The 17,627-nt window shown below is 70.1% G+C and carries 17 protein-coding genes; 8 read left to right on the top strand and 9 right to left on the bottom strand.

Annotated elements, in window-relative coordinates; all coding sequences use genetic code 11:
- Positions 1–29 precede the first annotated feature (29 nt).
- A complete protein-coding gene (locus tag PSR88_RS25300; protein ID WP_016883857.1) occupies positions 30–824 on the bottom strand; it encodes a glutaminyl-peptide cyclotransferase in 795 nt (264 codons plus the stop codon).
- A 38-nt stretch (positions 825–862) separates the two neighbouring features.
- On the opposite strand from PSR88_RS25300, the gene PSR88_RS25305 reads away from it, so the two are divergent.
- The 3 genes from PSR88_RS25305 to PSR88_RS25315 all read left to right on the top strand — a co-directional run bounded on the left by PSR88_RS25305 (position 863) and on the right by PSR88_RS25315 (position 4,993).
- Positions 863–1,708 carry a DUF3027 domain-containing protein gene (locus PSR88_RS25305; protein ID WP_016883856.1) on the top strand — a complete coding sequence of 282 codons (846 nt, stop codon included), beginning with the start codon at positions 863–865 and terminating at the stop codon, positions 1,706–1,708.
- Between the two features lie 176 nt (positions 1,709–1,884).
- A complete protein-coding gene (locus PSR88_RS25310) occupies positions 1,885–4,449 on the top strand; it encodes a hypothetical protein (RefSeq protein ID WP_016883855.1) in 2,565 nt (854 codons plus the stop codon).
- Positions 4,439–4,993, top strand: coding sequence for a phosphatase PAP2 family protein (locus PSR88_RS25315; protein ID WP_016883854.1), 555 nt, complete (start codon positions 4,439–4,441; stop codon positions 4,991–4,993). The genes PSR88_RS25310 and PSR88_RS25315 overlap by 11 nt, the downstream gene beginning before the upstream one ends.
- 48 nt (positions 4,994–5,041) lie before the next feature.
- On the opposite strand, the gene PSR88_RS25320 is transcribed toward PSR88_RS25315, so the two are convergent.
- A complete protein-coding gene (locus PSR88_RS25320; RefSeq protein ID WP_009478020.1) occupies positions 5,042–5,290 on the bottom strand; it encodes a DUF2530 domain-containing protein in 249 nt (82 codons plus the stop codon).
- 76 nt (positions 5,291–5,366) lie between these two features.
- Here PSR88_RS25320 and PSR88_RS25325 point away from each other — a divergent pair, with 76 nt between their 5' ends.
- The 3 genes from PSR88_RS25325 (at position 5,367) to PSR88_RS25335 (ending at position 8,824) form a co-directional block, all read left to right on the top strand.
- The gene (locus tag PSR88_RS25325) at positions 5,367–6,821 is read left to right on the top strand and encodes an NCS2 family permease (protein ID WP_009478021.1); all 1,455 of its coding nucleotides are present in this window, start codon (positions 5,367–5,369) and stop codon (positions 6,819–6,821) included.
- A gap of 33 nt (positions 6,822–6,854) precedes the next feature.
- A complete protein-coding gene (locus PSR88_RS25330) occupies positions 6,855–7,286 on the top strand; it encodes a MarR family winged helix-turn-helix transcriptional regulator (protein WP_005244136.1) in 432 nt (143 codons plus the stop codon).
- Between the two features lie 206 nt (positions 7,287–7,492).
- Positions 7,493–8,824 (top strand): MFS transporter, encoded by a 1,332-nt coding sequence (locus PSR88_RS25335; protein WP_029539580.1) that lies wholly within the window; start codon positions 7,493–7,495, stop codon positions 8,822–8,824.
- Positions 8,825–8,840: 16 nt separating this feature from the next.
- Here the strand turns inward: PSR88_RS25335 and PSR88_RS25340 are convergent, their stop codons facing one another.
- The 6 genes from PSR88_RS25340 to PSR88_RS25365 form a co-directional block, all read right to left on the bottom strand.
- Positions 8,841–9,695 carry an FAD binding domain-containing protein gene (locus tag PSR88_RS25340; protein ID WP_011597249.1) on the bottom strand — a complete coding sequence of 285 codons (855 nt, stop codon included), beginning with the start codon at positions 9,693–9,695 and terminating at the stop codon, positions 8,841–8,843.
- Positions 9,692–12,067, bottom strand: a complete 2,376-nt coding sequence (locus PSR88_RS25345) for a xanthine dehydrogenase family protein molybdopterin-binding subunit (protein ID WP_016883853.1) — start codon at positions 12,065–12,067, stop codon at positions 9,692–9,694. Before PSR88_RS25345 ends, PSR88_RS25340 begins: the two co-directional genes overlap by 4 nt.
- Positions 12,064–12,597 (bottom strand): (2Fe-2S)-binding protein, encoded by a 534-nt coding sequence (locus PSR88_RS25350; protein WP_009478025.1) that lies wholly within the window; start codon positions 12,595–12,597, stop codon positions 12,064–12,066. The genes PSR88_RS25345 and PSR88_RS25350 overlap by 4 nt, the downstream gene beginning before the upstream one ends.
- 96 nt (positions 12,598–12,693) lie before the next feature.
- Positions 12,694–13,818: a vWA domain-containing protein gene (locus PSR88_RS25355; RefSeq protein ID WP_342338511.1), complete on the bottom strand. Its 1,125-nt coding sequence runs from the start codon at positions 13,816–13,818 to the stop codon at positions 12,694–12,696.
- Positions 13,815–14,708, bottom strand: a complete 894-nt coding sequence (locus PSR88_RS25360) for an AAA family ATPase (protein ID WP_009478027.1) — start codon at positions 14,706–14,708, stop codon at positions 13,815–13,817. The genes PSR88_RS25355 and PSR88_RS25360 overlap by 4 nt, the downstream gene beginning before the upstream one ends.
- A 61-nt stretch (positions 14,709–14,769) precedes the next feature.
- Entirely contained in the window at positions 14,770–15,609 is an 840-nt protein-coding gene (locus tag PSR88_RS25365) for an SDR family NAD(P)-dependent oxidoreductase (protein WP_029538447.1), read from the bottom strand.
- A 70-nt stretch (positions 15,610–15,679) separates the two neighbouring features.
- Between PSR88_RS25365 and PSR88_RS25370 the strand changes: the two genes are divergently transcribed.
- A complete protein-coding gene (locus PSR88_RS25370; RefSeq protein WP_007301148.1) occupies positions 15,680–16,486 on the top strand; it encodes a TrmH family RNA methyltransferase in 807 nt (268 codons plus the stop codon).
- Positions 16,487–16,488: 2 nt separating this feature from the next.
- On the top strand, positions 16,489–16,779 hold the full coding sequence (locus tag PSR88_RS25375; RefSeq protein WP_016881081.1) for a DUF2537 domain-containing protein: 291 nt from the start codon (positions 16,489–16,491) through the stop codon (positions 16,777–16,779).
- Positions 16,780–16,805: 26 nt separating this feature from the next.
- On the opposite strand, the gene PSR88_RS25380 is transcribed toward PSR88_RS25375, so the two are convergent.
- Complete coding sequence (locus PSR88_RS25380; protein WP_016881082.1) at positions 16,806–17,591, bottom strand: DUF6928 family protein; 786 nt, start codon at positions 17,589–17,591, stop codon at positions 16,806–16,808.
- Positions 17,592–17,627 lie beyond the last annotated feature (36 nt).

A 17,627-nucleotide genomic window follows, 5' to 3' on the forward strand; every position in this document is an offset into this window, starting at 1 on the left:
CCCCGGCCAATGCTGGTCAGATCGGCCTGTCAGGGAACGAACCGCACCTCGAACATGCGCGGCCAGTACTTTCCGGTGACGAGGAAGCGGTCCGTTCCCGGGATCTGCGCGATGCCGTTGAGGACGTCGACGTCCCGCGGGCCGGGCGGGAGCGCGTCGCGGAGGGCCATGGCGTCGATCTCCGCGGTGACCCGCCCGTCCGAGGGATCGATGCGGACGAAGGTGTCGGTGGTCCAGACGTTCGCGTAGACCGCGCCGTCGTCCGCGCATTCGAGTTCGTTGAGGCGGCCCAGGGGGTTTCCGTCCCGCACCGCCTGCACGGTGCGCCGTGGTTCGAACGTGACCGGGTCGCGGAACGTGAGGGTGGGTGAGCCGTCGCTCGTGACCAGTGCGTCGGGCAATGCGCAGATGCCCCACCCTTCGCCGTCGAACGGGACCCGCCGCTGTTCGGCGAGTGTCGCGCGATCCCGGGCGACGGCGACCCCGTCGCGCCACGTCAGCTGCCAGACCGTGTCGCCGCTCACCGTGATGCCCTCGCCGAACAGGGGCGACGGCAGGTCCGCGCGCGCCCGGACGGTGCCGCTGGCGAGGTCGGTGGCCTGCACCCAGGACTCACCGGGGCGGCCGGTGCCCTCGAGCAACTCGGTGCCGTCGATCTCGAGTCCCTGGGTGAACGCATTCGGGTCGTGGTCGAGGGTGCGGAGGATCTCCACGCGAAGGTCCGCGCCGGACGCGCCCGCCGCCACGGGACTCTGCGGGGAGCACGCGGTGACCAGCCACGCCACCGCGAGCAGGGCTGGGACGAGGTGCCTCCGGCCGGTCATCGGACCAGCATGACAGCCCAGGTGGGCACGCACTTGCGGTGGTGCGGCAAACTGGTGGTGTGAGTGTTGCTTCTTCCGACGAGCGCGCAGTGGCGCGTCCCGTACTGACCGACGCCGTCGAGCTCGCCCGAACCGCCTTGGTCGAACTGCAGGAAGGGGGAGTCGGCGACTACCTGGGCGTCACGGCCGAGGACGCGTGCGCCGCGACTCACCGTTTCGTTGCGGACCTTCCGGGCTACCGGGGCTGGCAATGGGCGGTGGTGGTGGCTGCCGATCCCGAAGCGGACCATGCCACCGTCAGCGAACTCGCCCTCCTCCCCGGACCCGATGCGCTGGTCGCACCGGAGTGGATTCCGTGGGACCAGCGCATTCGCCCCGGCGATCTGTCCGCGGGCGATCTGCTGGCACCGCCGGCCGGTGACCCCCGCCTCGTCCCTGGCTATGTGGCGACGGGTGACCCCGAGATCGACGAGGTCGCCCTCGAACTCGGCTTGGGCCGCAAGCAGGTGATGAGCCTCGAAGGTCGCGTCGACGCTGCCGAACGCTGGCACGACGGCGACTACGGCCCCGATTCCGAGATGGCCAAGGCCGCGCCGTCGACGTGCGGGCTGTGCGGCTTCTACCTCCCGCTCGCCGGTTCGCTGCACGCGTCGTTCGGGGTGTGCGGCAACGAGATGGCCGCCGACGGGCATGTGGTCGACGCGACCTACGGTTGCGGCGCCCACTCCGACACCCTGCTGCCGACGGGTGCCGGTTCCCCGCAATTCGACGCCTACGACGACGGCGCCGTCGAGGTCGTCGAGCGGGCCGTCGCCGAAACGGAGAACGAACCCGAAGCTGCTGCCGAGGTCACCGAGGCCGAGGAATCCGCATCGACCAGCTAGCCGATCCTTTCGGCACCGCCGCCCTGAGGGATTCGACGCTTCTGGCGTGGCGAACGTCCCCGACCCGTCTGCGGGAGGATGCGGCGGCCGAATCCGATCTGGCCCGCGCCGGCTACCGCGACCGGCTCCTCACCGAGCTGGCGCAGAACGCGGCCGACGCCGCCGCCCGCGCCGAAGTGCCCGGCGAGCTGTCCGTGCAACTCGACGGCCGCGTGCTGAGCGTGTCCAACACGGGCACGCCGCTGGACGAGCCGGGAGTCCAGGCGCTGGTCGCGTTGCGGGCGTCGAACAAGTCCGGCACGACCGTCGGCCGCTACGGTGTCGGTTTCACGGCGGTGCTGTCGGTGAGCGACGAGGTCGAACTGCGGTCGACGTCCGGTTCGGTGCTGTTCTCCGCGGAACGGACGAGGTCGGAGCTGCGGGAACTCGACGGTGCGGACCCGGGAGCGGACGTGCCTGCCCTGCGGCTGGCGTGGCCGACGGACACCCGCCCGGCCGCAGGTGCGGCGTCGGAAGTCGTGTTGACGCTGCGCGAGGACGTGGACGGTGAATCGCTGCTCGCCTACATGGCCCGCGAGGCGCCCGACCTTCTGCTCGAACTGCCGGCGCTCGTCTCGATCACCGTGGGCGGCAAGCAGTTCCGCCGCCGTGAGCGGCCACTCGATTCCGGATTGACCGAGGTCGCGATCGGCGACGACCGCTGGTGGCAGTACGAGTCCGGGCGCGCACGCTGGCTCGTCCCGGTCCGCGACGGCGTCGTCTCACCCGTGACGGAAGACGTCCTGCGCGCGCCCACCCGGTCGGACGAGGAACTGTCGATACCCGCGATCCTCGTCGCGGACATCGCCATGCAGCCCGACCGCAGGCGCATCCTGCCGGGCGCCGCGATCGCCGAGTTGGCATCCGGCTACGCCGAGTTCGTGGCCGCGGTGCCGCCCGAGCAGCGACTGACGCTGGTTCCCGTTCCCGCTTTCGCGCGCAGCGAGGTGGACTCGGCGTTGCGTGACCATCTCGTCACCCAACTCCGGGAGCAGCCCTGGCTGCCGACCGTCGGCGGCACGAACAAGGCCCCGGTTCGGGCGTCGGTGGTCCCCGGGCTCACCGACGAACTCGCCGAACTCCTCGCCGAGATCGTCGACGGCCTGGTCGTTCCGGATCTGTCCGGGCCACGCTGGGCGCCCGCCCTGGCCGCCGTCGACGCCCACCGCCTCGGCCTGGCGCGCCTCACCGAACTTCTCAGTGGCATCGAACGGACACCGTCCTGGTGGCAGCGCCTGTATGCGGCGCTCGAACCACTGGCCGTCGACGCCCTCGCGGCGGAGGAACTGGCGTCGATCCCGGTTCCGCTGTCCGACGGCCGCACGGTGACCGGTCCGCGAACGGTGTTGCTGGGCCACGACATCGACGGTGTCCTGGGGGTCGACTGGACGCGGCTCGTCCACCCGGATGCCGCGCACCCGCTGCTGTCACGGCTCGGTGCGAAGACCGCCACCGCCGTAGACCTGCTCTCGGATCCGGCGTTGCGGGCCGAGATCGAGGACCTCGACCCCGACGACGCGGCGGCGGCCGAAGAACTGTCGACCGCGGTGCTCGCACTCGCCGGGCGCGTCGACCCCGGCACTTTGCCGTCGTGGCTCGGACAGCTGCCCCTCCCGGATGTCGATGGGGAGTTGCGTGGTGCGGACGAATTGCTGTTGCCCGGTGCGCCTCTCGCCGACGTCCTGGTGGACGACTCACCGTTCACGTCCGTGGACGCCGCGTTCGCCGAGCGGGTGGGGGAGGACGCCCTCCGCGCCGTGGGCGTCGGCTGGGGTTTCACCGTGCTCCGCGCCGAACTCCCCACCGGTCCCGATCACGACCTCGACGACGAGGACCGCTGGTGGGACACACTCGACGACGACCCCGACGAGATCGGGGCGGTGCGCGACCTGGACCTGGTGGACGAGGACCGCTGGCCGCAGGCGCTGACGATGCTCGCCCGCGACCAGTCGACACGTCCGCTGCTCGCCGACCGCGCCGGGTACACGGCCTGGTGGCTGCGTCACAACGCAGAGTTGGACGGTCAGGTGCTCGGTCTGCTCCGCGATCCCGCCGACGCGACGTTCGCCGGACTCCTCGACCCCGTCGAGCACTCGGAGTCCGCCGTGTTCGCGGCGGCCCTCGCGCCGTCGACGGTCGACTCTCCCGAACTCGCACAGCTACTCCTGGATCGACTGGCCGACCCGGATCGCGAACCGAGCCCGGCGGTGATCGCGCGGGCACACAGCCTGCTCGCGGCCGCTGCCGCCGCACATCTTCTCGACCTCGAGGACCTTCACCTGCCCGAACACGTGCGCGGCCTGACGGGCGCCCTCGTCGATCCCGGCGACGCCCTCGTGCTGGACGCACCGTGGCTGGCCGCCGCGGTGCCGCGTGAGCGGCTGGTGGTCGGGAGCCTGGACACCGCCGAGGCTCTCGCCGATCTGCTGGACCTCCCCCTCGCGTCCGCGGCGATCCGCGGCACCGTCACCGGTTCCGGCCGTGAATCCTCATGGGATCGCGAACCTGCCGCGGTGCTCGCCTTCGCCGCACTCGGTCGCGACCTGCCGCACGGGCCCGTCGTCGTCCATCCCCGGCTCACGGTGAAGCTCACGGGCGCGGTCGACACCGAGATCGCGGTCCCGTGGTGGGTGGACGAGCAGGGGACCACCCATTGCTCCGAGTCGTGGGCCGAAGGCACGTGGGGCGCCGGTGTCGTTTGACCAGAGCGTTCTCGACAGCGCCGTCGGGGACCGCGCACCGTGGTTGATCGACGTCGTCACCGTCGTCACGCAAAGCGGCGGAACGGTCGCGGCCTGGATCGTGTCCACCGTCCTGACAACGGCCCTCCTGCTCCAGGGCCGTCGGCGCGAGGCCGTCCTCGTGGCCGGCGCCATGCTGTCGGGTCTGGCCGTGATGACCACGCTCAAGAATCTGTTCGAGCGGCAGCGCCCGCCGCTGCCGGATCGGCTGGTGGAGATCTCGTCGTTCTCGTTCCCGTCCGGTCACGCGATGATGACCGCGATCCTCGCGAGCGTTCTCGTCGCCGTGACCCTCCGGGTGGTGCTGGTGGGGCACGTCCGGATCGCGCTGGTCTTCCTGTTGGTGCTGTACACGCTGGCAGTGGGGCTGTCGCGCGTCTACCTCGCCGCGCATTGGATGACCGACGTCCTCGCCGGGTGGGCGTTCGGTGCGCTGTGGGCGGCGTTCTGGATTCTGCTGACCCGCACCCGGCCCCGCCGCGCCGTGACCTCGAGCGAGATCTAGAGCTAGAGCAGTCCCTGCTGCATCACTAGAGCAGACCCTGCTGCATCACTAGAGCAGACCCTGCTGTGCCCCGCGGCTGCCGCGCCGGGCCGCCCGCCGCTGCAACGCGAACAGTCCGTAGCCCAGGAATCCGACGACGACCCCCGCTATACACGTCGGAAGCGCATCCGACCACCGGTCGCCCGTGACGATCACCACGACGATCGCGACCGCCCACGCCAGTGTTCCCAGTATCAGCGCAGGTCGCGGGTCGGCGAGGCGCTGAGTGAGGGGTGGGCGATCTGCGGATTCGTTCACCGAATGAACGCTACCCTCGCCGTGGTGCCCTAATCTCCAAGGGCGACGCGCGACTTCTGGCGATGGGGACTGAACAATGGGTGCTGCTCCGAAACTGCTCGACAACTACTTCAAGATCACCGAGCGTGGTTCGACGGTAGGCGCGGAGATCCGCGGCGGAGTGGTGACGTTCGTCGCAATGGCATACATCGTGGTGCTGAACCCGCTCATCCTCGGCAGCTTCTCCGCCGACGACGCCGTCGCGAAGACCGACGTCCTCGGCAACATCCTCCCCGTCAACCAGGTGGCGGCGGTCACAGCTCTGGTGGCGGGACTGATGAGCATCGTGTTCGGGGTCGTCGCGAACTATCCCTTCGCGATCGCGGCGGGCCTCGGCATCAACAGTCTTCTCGCCGTCACCATCGCACCGCAGGTCACCTGGCCCGAGGCGATGGGCCTCGTGGTGATCGACGGTGTCATCATCGTCGTGTTGGCGCTCACCGGTTTCCGGACGGCCGTCTTCAATGCCATTCCGGCCGAGCTCAAATCCGCCATCGCCGCCGGTATCGGCATGTTCATCGCGTTCATCGGTCTCGTCGACGCCGGGTTCGTGCGGCGCATCCCGGACGCCGCGGGCACCACCGTCCCCGTCGGCCTGGGCATCAACGGATCGATCTCCTCCTGGCCGACCGTGACGTTCGTGTTCGGTGTGCTGCTGATGGGTGTCCTGGTGGTGCGCAAGGTGCGCGGCGGTCTGCTGATCGGCATCGTCGTCACCACCGTGCTGGCCGCGATCATCGAGGCCGTCGCCGGTGTCGGACCGTCGCTGGGCGTGAACCCTCAGGGCTGGAACCTCAGCGTCCCGGCCGCTCCCGATGTGCTGGCGGAACTTCCGGATCTCAGCCTCGTCGGCGACGTCAGCATCTTCGGCGCGTTCACCCGCATCGGGGTACTCGCCGCCAGCCTGCTGGTGTTCACGCTCGTACTCGCCAACTTCTTCGACGCCATGGGCACGATGACCGGGCTCGGCAAGGAGGCCGGTCTCACCGACGAGGACGGCAACCTGCCCAACATCGGACGGGCCCTGGTCGTCGAGGGCACCGGCGCCATCGTCGGTGGCGGCGCGTCGGCGTCGTCCAACACGGTGTTCGTGGAATCCGCTTCGGGTATCGCCGAGGGCGCCCGCACCGGACTCGCGAATGTGGTGACGGGACTGCTGTTCCTGGCCGCGATGTTCCTGACCCCGCTGTATTCGGTGGTGCCGATCGAGGCGGCCGCGCCGGCACTGGTCGTCGTGGGCGCGATGATGATCGGTCAGGTCCGCGACATCGATTTCACCCAGTTCTCGATCGCGCTGCCCGCGTTCCTCACCATCGTCGTCATGCCGTTCACGTACTCGATCGCCAACGGCATCGGCGTCGGATTCGTGTCGTGGGTCGTCCTCAATGCTGCGAGCGGTGGTATCAAGAAGATTCACCCGTTGATGTGGGTGGTGGCGCTTCTCTTCGTGGCCTACTTCGCGGTCGGTCCGATCACCGACGCAGTAACGTAAACGGCGGCCGACCGGTCCCGTATTGTCATTCCCGTGACCACGGATACGCGAGCACTCGCCAGTGACCTTTCTCTGGCTGTCGTGCGCCTCACGCGTCACCTGCGTGGGCGCCGCGTCGACGCCCAGGTATCGCTGACCCAGCTGTCGGCTCTGGCCACCCTTGCCCGCGACGGCGCCATGACGCCGGGCAATCTCGCCGCTCGGGAGAAGGTGCAGCCGCCGTCGATGACCCGGGTCATCGCGTCGCTGGTCGAACTGGGCCTGGTCGAGCGGGCACCGCATCCCACCGACGGACGGCAGATCATCGTCACGCTGTCGGATGCCGGTCACGCGCTGATCGCCGACGAGACCCACGCCCGCGAGGCATGGATGAACGAGCGGCTGTCCGGGCTCGACGAGGCTCAGCTGAAGACCCTCCGCGACGCGGTCGGCATCATCACGTCCATCGTCGCGGACTCGGAGTAGCCCGAAGGCTGCCTGCAGTCCCCACCCGTACAACGTCATTCGACTGCCCGCACCCCGAGGTGCAGGGAACCCGTTGCCGGAGAACGTAGCCGGCATCCGGAGTGATCTCTCCCCAGGGCCGGTCGATGGTGCGCCGGGTCCGGGAGCAAGATGGATGTGTGCCGCCCGAATCCGAGACCACCGCCTCAGCCCAGCCGAAGACCGGCATGTTCGCCGCTCTCCGCACCCGGAACTACCGGTTGTGGGCGTCGGGGCAGATCGTCTCCCTCGTCGGAACCTGGATGCAGCGGGTGGCGCAGGACTGGCTCGTCCTGACGTTGTCGAACGGCAACGCGCTCGCGGTCGGCATCGTGATGGCACTGCAGTTCGGTCCGACCCTGTTCCTGTCCGTGTGGGGCGGGGTGCTCGCCGACCGGTACGACAAGCGGCGCATCCTGATCGCGACGCAGGTGTCGATGGCGTTGTGCGCACTGGTGCTCGGGCTGCTGGACGTCGGCGGGCTGGTGGCCCTGTGGCACGTCTACCTCATCGCGTTTCTGCTCGGCTGCGCGTCGGCGATCGACGCGCCGGCGCGGCAGTCGTTCACGATCGAGATGGTCGGCAAGGAGTCGCTGCCCAATGCCATCGCCCTGAATTCCATGACGTTCAACACCGCTCGCATCATCGGTCCGGCGATCTCCGGTGTGCTGATCACCCTTATCGGCACGGGGTGGGTGTTCCTGCTCAACGTGGGCACGTTCACCGGCGTGCTGATCGCCCTGCTGATGATGAACACCCGCGAACTGTTCACGGCGCCCCAGGCGGAACGCGGGAAAGGGCAGGTCCGCGAGGGTTTCCGGTACGTGTGGGGACGCACCGATCTGCGGGTGCTGATGGTGGCGGTGTTCATGGTGTCGACGTTCGGGCTGAATTTCCCGATCAGTCTCGCCGTTCTCGCCCGCAACACGTTCGATCGCGGTGCGGACGCCTACGGACTGTTGTCGACCACCCTCGCCGTAGGCACGCTCGCCGGCGCCACGATCGCCGCGAGACGCAAGACCCCGCCGCGGCTGCGCACGTTCCTCGGGGCCGCGGCCGCATTCGGGGCCTTCGAGATCCTGGTGGGACTCATGCCCACCTACGTGCTGGTCGCGATCATGCTCGTCCCGACCGGCGCGCTGACGCTGACGTTCACGACGGCGGCGATGAACATCCTGCAGATGTCCGTGCCGTCCGAGATGCGCGGCCGGGTGATGGGCATCTACATGCTCTGTTTCCTCGGCGGCACCCCGCTGGGCAGTCCCGTTCTGGGATGGCTGGCCGACGTCCTCGACCCCCGCGCCCCGCTCGTGATCGGAGGCGCGATCTCGCTGGTGAGCGGGATCGGCGCGGCCCTGTACCTGATGCGGCACCAGCGCGTGCGGGTGACGGTGCGCAGGCCGGATGCCGGCAACTATCTCCCGGTGATCGAACTGCACAACGTTCTCGAACCGCACCCCGTGGTGGTCTGCGACGCCACCGAGCAGGCCGTGGAAGCGAGCCGCGACCCGCGGCCCTGACGGCTGCCGGAACCGTTCAGACGCCGACCGCCGTCGCCACGGCCCGCCGGGTCAGCACTTTCGCGAGGTGGCTGCGGTACTCGGCGTCGGCGTTGCCGTCGGTGACCGGGTCGGTGCCCTCGGCGGCGTGCTCGGCCGCCGCCCGGATCAGCTCGGGATCGGCGGCATTGCCGACGAGCGCGTCCTCGACGCCGCGAGCCCGCACCGGCACGGCCCCCATGTTGGTCAGCGCCACCCGGGCCTGCCGGATGATGCCGCCGTCGACCTGGATCGTCGCGGCCACCCCCACGATCGACCACGCTTCCGCGACCGTGTTGAACTTCTCGTACCGCGCCTCCCAGCCGGTGTGCTTGGGAAACCGGACGTCCACGAGGATCTCGTCCGGGCGGAGCGTGGTCGTGTAGTAGCCCTCGAAGAAGTCCGCGACCGGGATGCTCCGCCTGCCCGCGGTACCCACGGCGGTCAGGGTGGCGTCGAGTGCCAGCGCGGGCGCGCACAGGTCACCGGCCGGATCGGCATGCGCCAGAGCACCACCCAGCGTGCCGCGGTGCCGGATCTGCGGATCGGCGACGGTGCGGGTGGCCTCGACGAGCAGCAGTGCGTGCTCGTGGACGAGCGGGTCGCGGATCACGTCGTAGTACGTGGTCATCGCACCGATCACGATGCTGTCCCCGTCGTCGCGGACCCCGCGCAACTCACCGATCCGGCCCAGGTCGACGAGGGTGCTCGGCGAAGACAACCGCAGCCGCAGCACCGGCAGCAGGCTCTGACCGCCCGCGAGTATCTTGGCGTCCTCCCCGGCCTCGGCGAGCGCGGCCACCGCCTGTTCGACGGAGGTCGGGGACACGTAGTCGAAGCTCGACGGAATCACTGGGCACCTCCCTGAGCGGTGTGGATGGCATGCCAGACCCGCATCGGCGTACACGGCATCTCGACGTCACGTACCCCGAACTGGCGAACGGCGTCGAGCACGGCATTGACGACGGCCGGGGTGGACGCGATCGTCCCCGCTTCACCGACCCCCTTGACGCCGAGCGGATTACCGGTGGCGGGAGTCTCGGTGCGGCCCGTGGTGAACGTCGGCAGATCCGCCGCCGACGGTACGTGATACTCGGCGAAGGAACCCGACAGGAGGGTGCCCGACTCGTCGTACACCGCCTCCTCGTACAGGGCCTGCGCGATGCCCTGGGCGAGTCCGCCGTGCACCTGACCCTCCACGATCAGCGGGTTGACCACGTGCCCGATGTCGTCGACACACACGTACGAGCGGATGCCCACCTTCCCGGTCTCGGTGTCCACCTCCACCGCGCACAGGTGCGTGCCGTGCGGGAACGAAAAGTTCTCCGGGTCGTACGCGGCCTCGGAGTCCAGATTCGGCTCCACACCCTCGGGCAGGTCGTGCGCGGCGAACACGGCGAGCGCGACGTCGGCGATCCCGACCGCCTTCTCGGTGCCCTTCACCCGGAACCGGCCCTCGGTGAACTCGAGATCGTCCTCGGCGCACTCCATCAGGTGCGCCGCGATGGGCCTGGCCTTCGCGATCACCTTCTCGGCGGCCTTCACCACCGCGATCGCCCCGACCGCCAGAGACCGGGAACCGTACGTGTCCATGCCCCGCGGCGACGTCTGGGTGTCGCCGTGCAGCACCTCGACGTCCTCGAACGGCACCCCGAGCTGATCCGCGACCACCTGGCTCCACGCGGTCTCGTGCCCCTGGCCGTGCGCCGAGGAACCGGTGACCACCTCGACCTTGCCGGTGGGCAGCATCCGGATCGCCGCGTGTTCCCACCCGCCGGCACCGTAGGCCAGGGCGCCGAGGGTGCGCGACGGCGCCAGACCGCACATCTCGGTGAACGTGGACACCCCGATGCCGAGTTGCACCGGGTCCTTCCGCTCGCGGCGCTCCGCCTGTTCGCGCCGGAGCCCGTCGTAGTCGAACAGCTCCCGCGCATGCGCGGTGGCGGCCTCGTAATTGCCGGAGTCGTACGTCAGGCCCGCGACGGTGTCGAACGGGAACTCCTCGTGGGTGATCCAGTTCTTCGCCCGCAATTCCAGCGGATCCAGCGACAGCTCGGTCGCGAGTTCGTCCATCATCCGCTCGATCGCGAACGTCGCCTCCGGGCGGCCCGCCCCGCGATACGCGTCGGTGGGCACCTTGTTGGTGAACACGTTGGTGCACGTGAAGTGATACGCCGGGAACTTGTAGATGCCGTTGAACATGAACGCGCCCAGGATCGGCACCCCCGAGGTGACCAGCCGCAGGTACGCGCCCATGTCGGCGAGCAGTTCCACCTTCATCCCGGTGACGGTGCCGTCGCGGCGGGCGGCCAGTGTCAGTTTCTGGATCTGGTCGCGTCCGTGATGCGCCGCGACCATCGATTCGCTGCGGGACTCGGTGTATTTGACGGGCTTGCCGAGTCGCCGCGCGACGAGCAGCGCGATGACTTCCTCCGGCGTCACCTGAAGCTTGCCGCCGAAACCGCCGCCGACGTCCGGGGCGACGACGCGCAGTTTGTGCTCCGGGATGCCGAGCGTCATCGCCAGCATCAGCCGCAGGATGTGGGGGATCTGCGTGGCCGACCACATCGTGATCTGGGCGCCGGTCGGGTCGACCACCACCGAGCGGGGTTCCATGAACGCCGGGATCAGCCGCTGCTGGCGGAAGGTGCGCTCGACGAGTACCTCGGCGTCGCGGATGGCCTGCTCGACGTCGCCGCCGGTGCCGGCCTCCGCGGAGTCGAAGGTCCAGGTGGCGCTGACGTTCGTCCCGAGATCCGGGTGCACGAGGTCGGCGCCGTCGGCAGCCGCGGCCGCGAGATCGAGCACGACCGGCAGGTCGTCGTACTCGACGTCGATCGCCTCGAGTGCGTCGTGCGCCTCGTAGGCGCTGCGCGCCACCACGACCGCGACGGCCTCGCCTGCAAAATTGACGGCGTCGACCGCGAGGGACGGGGCGGGCGGCGACTTCATGTCCGGTGTGATCGGCCAGGCACACGGCAGGCTGCCCTGCTCGTCGGCGAGATCGGCGCCGGTGAGGACCGCGACGACACCGGGCATCCCACGGGCGGCGGAGGCGTCGACACCGGTGATGCGGGCGTGCGCGAACGGGCTGCGCAGGATCGCCAGGTGCTGCATGCCCGGCAGCACCAGGTTGTCGGTCCAGCGGGTGCGGCCCGTGACCAGATGCTCGTCTTCCTTGCGCTTGCGGGCCTTCCCGATTTCCGGTTCCGCGGTGGCGGTCATCGCACACCTCCCTGCGCGGTGTCGGTCTTCGGTGCATCCGCCGTCGCCGGTGTTTCGGTGGTGCCGCCGCCGCGCAACCGCTGCGCCGCATCCTGCACCGCGCTGACGATGTTCTGGTACCCGGTGCAGCGGCACAGGTTGCCTTCCAACCCCAGCCGCACCGTCCGCTCGTCCGGATCGGGTTCCTCGGCGAGCAGGTCGAGGGTCTGCATGATCATGCCGGGGGTGCAGTAACCGCACTGCAGGGCGTGGTTGTCGCGGAACGCCTGCTGCACGGGGTGCAACGTCCCATCCCGGGACAGGCCCTCGACGGTGAGGACGTCGCCGCCGTCGGCCTGCACGGCGAGCACCGAGCAGGACTTGACGCTGTGACCGTTCAGATGAACGGTGCACGCCCCGCAGTTTCCGGTGTCGCAGCCGATGACGGTGCCGACCTTGCCGAGCCGGTCCCGAAGATAGTGGACGAGGAGTAGTCGCGGTTCCACCTCGTCCGTGTATGCCGTTCCGTCGACGGTGACAGTGATGCGCATTGCGCCTCCAAAGCCGGGAGCCTCAGGTGATACGTCCTACTCTGCGCCGACGGAGCGCGAACAACACCCGAAATCGTGGAACCGGTTCCGGATCGGTCACGTTCGGCGCGCAACCTCGAGCAGTTCCTGCAGTGTCGCGAGACTGTGGCCGGCGAGCAGACGATCGACGAACGGCAGGGCGGCCGCGATCCCCGACTGCACCGGCTCGTAGCCGTCGGCACCGGCGTGCGGGTTCACCCACAGCACGGTGCGCGCGAGCCGGCGCAGCTGAGCCATCTGGTCCGCGAGCAGGGCCGGGTCACCGCGCTCCCAGCCGTCGGAGAAGATCATCACGACCGCGCCGCGGGCCACACCGCGCCTGCCCCAGCGGTTCAGGAACGCGCGTAGCGTCTCGCCGAGGCGGGTGCCGCCCGCCCAGTCGGGCACGGCCCGGCCCGCGGCGGCGAGCGCCACTTCCGGGTCGCGGACCCGCAGCGCCCGGGAGAGCCGCGTCAGCCGGGTGCCCAGTGAGAACACCTCGGTGCCTGCGGGGTTGCCGCGGGCGACGACGTGCGCGAAGCGCAGCAGCGCGTCGGCGTACGGGCTCATCGATCCGGACACGTCGATCAGCAGCACCATCCGGCGCGGCCGGGTGGCCTTGCGGTGGTGGCTCGGCCGCACCGGTTCGCCGCCCGCCGCGAGCATGCCCCGCACCGTGCGCCGCGGGTCAACGGCACCCCGGCGGGCCGGCCGCATCCGGATGGCCGGGCGGGTCGGGGGCCGCGGGCGCAGGGCGGCGATCAGTTCGGCGAGGTGCGCGCGTTCGGCCGCGGTGAGGTCGGCGATGTCCCGGTGGCGCAACACCTCGGTGTCGTCCGCGGCGACCCGCAGATGCGGCGCGTTCCCACCGGTGTCGCCGCCGTCGGCCGTGGTCAGAGCGGCTGCCGTGGCGCGGCGAGGCTGTTCCCCGGACCGCGGCGTGCGCGCCGGGACGCTGCCGCCGAACCAGCCCGCGAACGCCGAGTCGTACCGCGGGATGTCGTCGGGACCACGGCACAGCGTCGCGCGACCCGCCCAGTACACCTGACTCGGATCGCCCACATCCACCTGGCGGAGGGCCCGCGTGAACGCGGCGACGGCGTCCGACGCGACCGACAGTCCCGCCGCCGCGAGGGCGTGCGCGAACCCGGCGATGCCCACGAGCGGGTCGCCGATGTCCGGGGTCGTGGACGTGCCTCTCATCCCGCCAGGAGCCGGTCCAGTCCGGCACGGGCCACCCGTTCGAGGTCCTCGCGGTACTTGAGGACCGCGCCGAGCGTCGCGGCGGCGGTCTCCGCGTCCAGCACGTCCCGATCGAGTTCCCGCAGTGCGCGGGCCCAGTCCAGCGACTCGGCCACTCCCGGCGGCTTGAGCAGTTCCATCTCACGCAGGGAGTGGACGGCCCGGGCGACCTGACCGGCGAGTTCGGCCCCGATGCCGGGGATGCGGCGGCGCAGGATCGCGACCTCCCGCGCCAGATCGGGGTGTTCGAGCCAGTGGTACAGGCAGCGGCGTTTGAGGGCGTCGTGCACCTCACGGGTGCGGTTGGAGGTGAGCACCACCAGCGGCGGTGTCGCCGCCCGCACCTCGCCGAGTTCGGGGATGGTGACGGCATTCTCGTCGAGCACCTGCAGCAGGAATGCCTCGAACTCGTCGTCGGCGCGGTCGATCTCGTCGACGAGCAGCACACACGGCGCTTCGGTGAGGGCCCGCAGCAAGGGGCGCGCCAGCAGGAACCGCTCGGTGTACAGCGAACGTTCGACCGTGTCGGCCTCGAGCAGGCCGTCGCTCGCCGCCTCCAGCGTCCGCAGGTGCAGCAACTGTCGCGGGAAGTCCCAGTCGTAGAGCGCCTGCGCGGCGTCGATGCCCTCATGGCATTGCAGGCGGATCAGCGGCAGTCCGAACGCCTCCGACAATGCGGCTGCGAGCGACGTCTTGCCGGTGCCGGGTTCGCCCTCGCAGAACAGCGGACGTCCCATGCGTATGGCGAGGAACGCGGCCATCGCGACGCCGTCGTCGGCGAGGTATCCGGTGGCGTCGAGCGCCCGCGCCAGTTCCGCAGGCGAACCGACCGTCGGCGTGGAATCACTCACGCCCGCGAGCCTAGGTGAGTGCCCGGCCCCGGATACGCGACTCGGACAACCCCGCCTGTGGTCAACCCTCCGGCTCCACCCTGCCGCGGTCCTCGCTCAACCGCCGGAACATTGCGGTGGCACCGAATCTCGCGGCCGCCCGTTCGACGAGTCCCGGCGCGATCTGCGCCAGCGCGAGCAGCGGGCGGATCGGTGCTCCGCTCTCCACGATCTCGGGCCGGTCACGCTGGATTGCCCGGATCACGGCGGCCGCGACCTTGTCGGTGCTGGTCTCGCCCGTGATCCGGCCGGCCCTGATTCCGCGTTCCGTCATCCGCTGGTACATGCCGTCGCCCGCGATGAATCCGGGACACACGACGGAGAAGCCGACGGGCGAGCCCGCGTACTCCGCGCGCAGCGACTGGGTGAGACCGATCAGCCCGGCCTTCGTCGCCGCATACGGCGCGCAGTACGCCGGACCGATCTTCGCCGCCAGCGACGAGATGAACACCACGTGACCGCGACCGCGGCCCAGCATCCCGGGCACCACTCGGCGCGTGAGAAGCAGTGGCGCGGTGAGATTCACGTCGACCATCGCGGTGAGTTCGCCGGGCTCGAGTCGGGTGAAGGCCGAGACGTTCTCCACGCCGGCATTGTTCACGAGGAGGTCGAGGGGACCGACCGCCGCCTCGGCGCGTTCGACCAGCGAATCGAGCTGACCGAGTCGGTTCAGGTCCGCGGGCACGGCCTCGGCGCGCACACCGAGCGCACGCAATTCTCCGACGACTTCCGCGAGTCGGTCCTCACGCCGCCCGGACACCGCGACGGCGACGCCCTCCCGGGCGAGGGCCCGGGCGACGACGCGGCCGAGACCGCCGGAGGCGCCGGTCACCAGAGCCGTGCGTCCCTGCAGTTGCTTCATTCCTCCGAGCTTTCGCGCTCGGTGGAGGGGAGTCAACGCTGTGACGCCCCGCATACGGCACGATGGACCGGTGGTTCACGTCATCGACATAACAGATCCGGCCGACACCAGGCTGGACGACTTCCGCGATCTCAATTCCTCGGACCGGCGTCCCGACCTCCCCGAGGGCAAGGGCCTGGTGATCGCGGAAGGCGTGCTGGTGGCGCAGCGCCTGCTCACGTCCCGGTTCGACCCGATCGCGCTGCTCGGCGTCGATCGGCGGCTGGAGGAACTCACGGACGACCTCGCAGACGTGGACGTGCCGTTCTACCGGACGACGGCGGATGTCATGGCCGAGGTCGTCGGGTTCCACCTCAATCGGGGCGTGCTCGCGGCGGCGCGTCGCCCCGCGCCGCTCGAACTGCCGGACGTGCTCGAGCACGCCCGGACGGTCGCGGTGCTCGAGGGCGTCAACGATCACGAGAACCTGGGCTCGATGTTCCGTAACGCGGCAGGGCTCGGCGTCGACGCCGTGGTGTTCGGCAAGGGCTGCGCCGACCCGCTGTACCGCCGGGCGGTCCGGGTGTCGATGGGGCACGTGCTCCGGGTCCCGTTCGCGCACGTCACGAAGTGGCCACACGACCTGGACGCCTTGCGGGAGCGGGGTTTCCAGCTGATCTCGCTGACCCCGAACCCCGAGGCGGTGACGCTCGCCGAGGCGATGACAGGGGAGAAGGTGGCGTTGCTGCTGGGCGCGGAAGGCCCCGGACTCACCGAACACGCCATGCGGGCCACGGACATTCGTGCCCGCATCCCGATGGCACCCGGAACGGACTCGCTCAATGTCGCGACGGCGGCGGCGATGGCGTTCTACGAGCGCGTCCGCACGGGTCGGTGAGAATGCTGCACCCTCATTCCCCGTATCCGCAGCCGACGGGAACACCGTGGTTCACGGGACTTCTCGTGGCGGGGTTCGCCGCGGTAGTGGTGGCGGTCGCGATCATGGCCTTCGGCTCGCAGCTCGCCCGGATCCACCTCACCCTGGCGGTGGTCCTCGAACTCGTCGTGGTCGCCGGGGTCGCACCGTCGGTGTGGCGACTGCGCCGGACGCCGGTCTGGCGGTGGCTGGTGTACGGGGCCGCCGCCGGAGTTGTCGCCGGCTGGACGGCGCTGCTCGTCGGCGTCGCCTGACTGCGCCTTGCTTCGGGCCGGAGTCGTCAGAACCCGAAGTAGCGGCGGAGGAGTCCGCCTTTGCGGGCCGTCGGCGGAGCGGGCGCGGCCACCGGGCCGGGTGCGGGGGCGGGTTGTTCCACCTCTGCATGTTCCACCTCGGCGGGAGGCTCGACCTCGGGACCCTCGCCGGGCGGGTGAACGGTGAAGCCGAGCACGATGAGCGCCTTCGGGTCGGTCTCGGTGCCCTCGGGGGCGCCCGTGTACCGGAAGCCCAGCCATTCCCGGTTGGCGCCCTCGGCGAACTGCTGCGGGTGGAACGGCAGCGACTGCGGGTCGGGCAGGACACCCGCCGGATGTTTCAGCGGAAAGTCGCCCGCCCAGAACGGCCTCTCCCACACCAGGGGGAGGCCGAGGTCCTCGTGGATGTGAACCGGCGTCGCGCTGAACGACCGCGTCAGGTGCCCGTCCTCCCACATCGCGAACGAGCCCCACGCGATGTCCGGCTTGGACGCCACGTAGTACGTCTTTGCGAATTCGGTGGGCCGGACGCGTGTTTCGGGCAGAGTCGACGGCCGGGGGACGGCCAGATCGGGTCCGCATACGACGGTGACGCCGGGGTAGGAACCGATGTGCACGGTCCCGCCGGAGTCGAGCCGTGCGGCCTCGGCCAGCGGAACCGGGCCGGTGGGGGTGGCCACCAGGTCGGGATAGAGACGGGAGGCGAGTTGCTGCGCTGCGCCCGGATCAGGCTCCGGGTGGCCGCGCAGCACAGCCGCAGGGTCGGGGACGTCGACGTACCAGATCGTTGATACCTTGGCCCCCACGGTCATCCCTCTCTTCCGGTGTCTTCCTGAAAGAGTACGACC

The organism is Rhodococcus sp. DK176 (genome assembly GCF_038447315.2).
Classification (GTDB): Bacteria; Actinomycetota; Actinomycetes; order Mycobacteriales; family Mycobacteriaceae; genus Rhodococcus_F; species Rhodococcus_F jostii_A.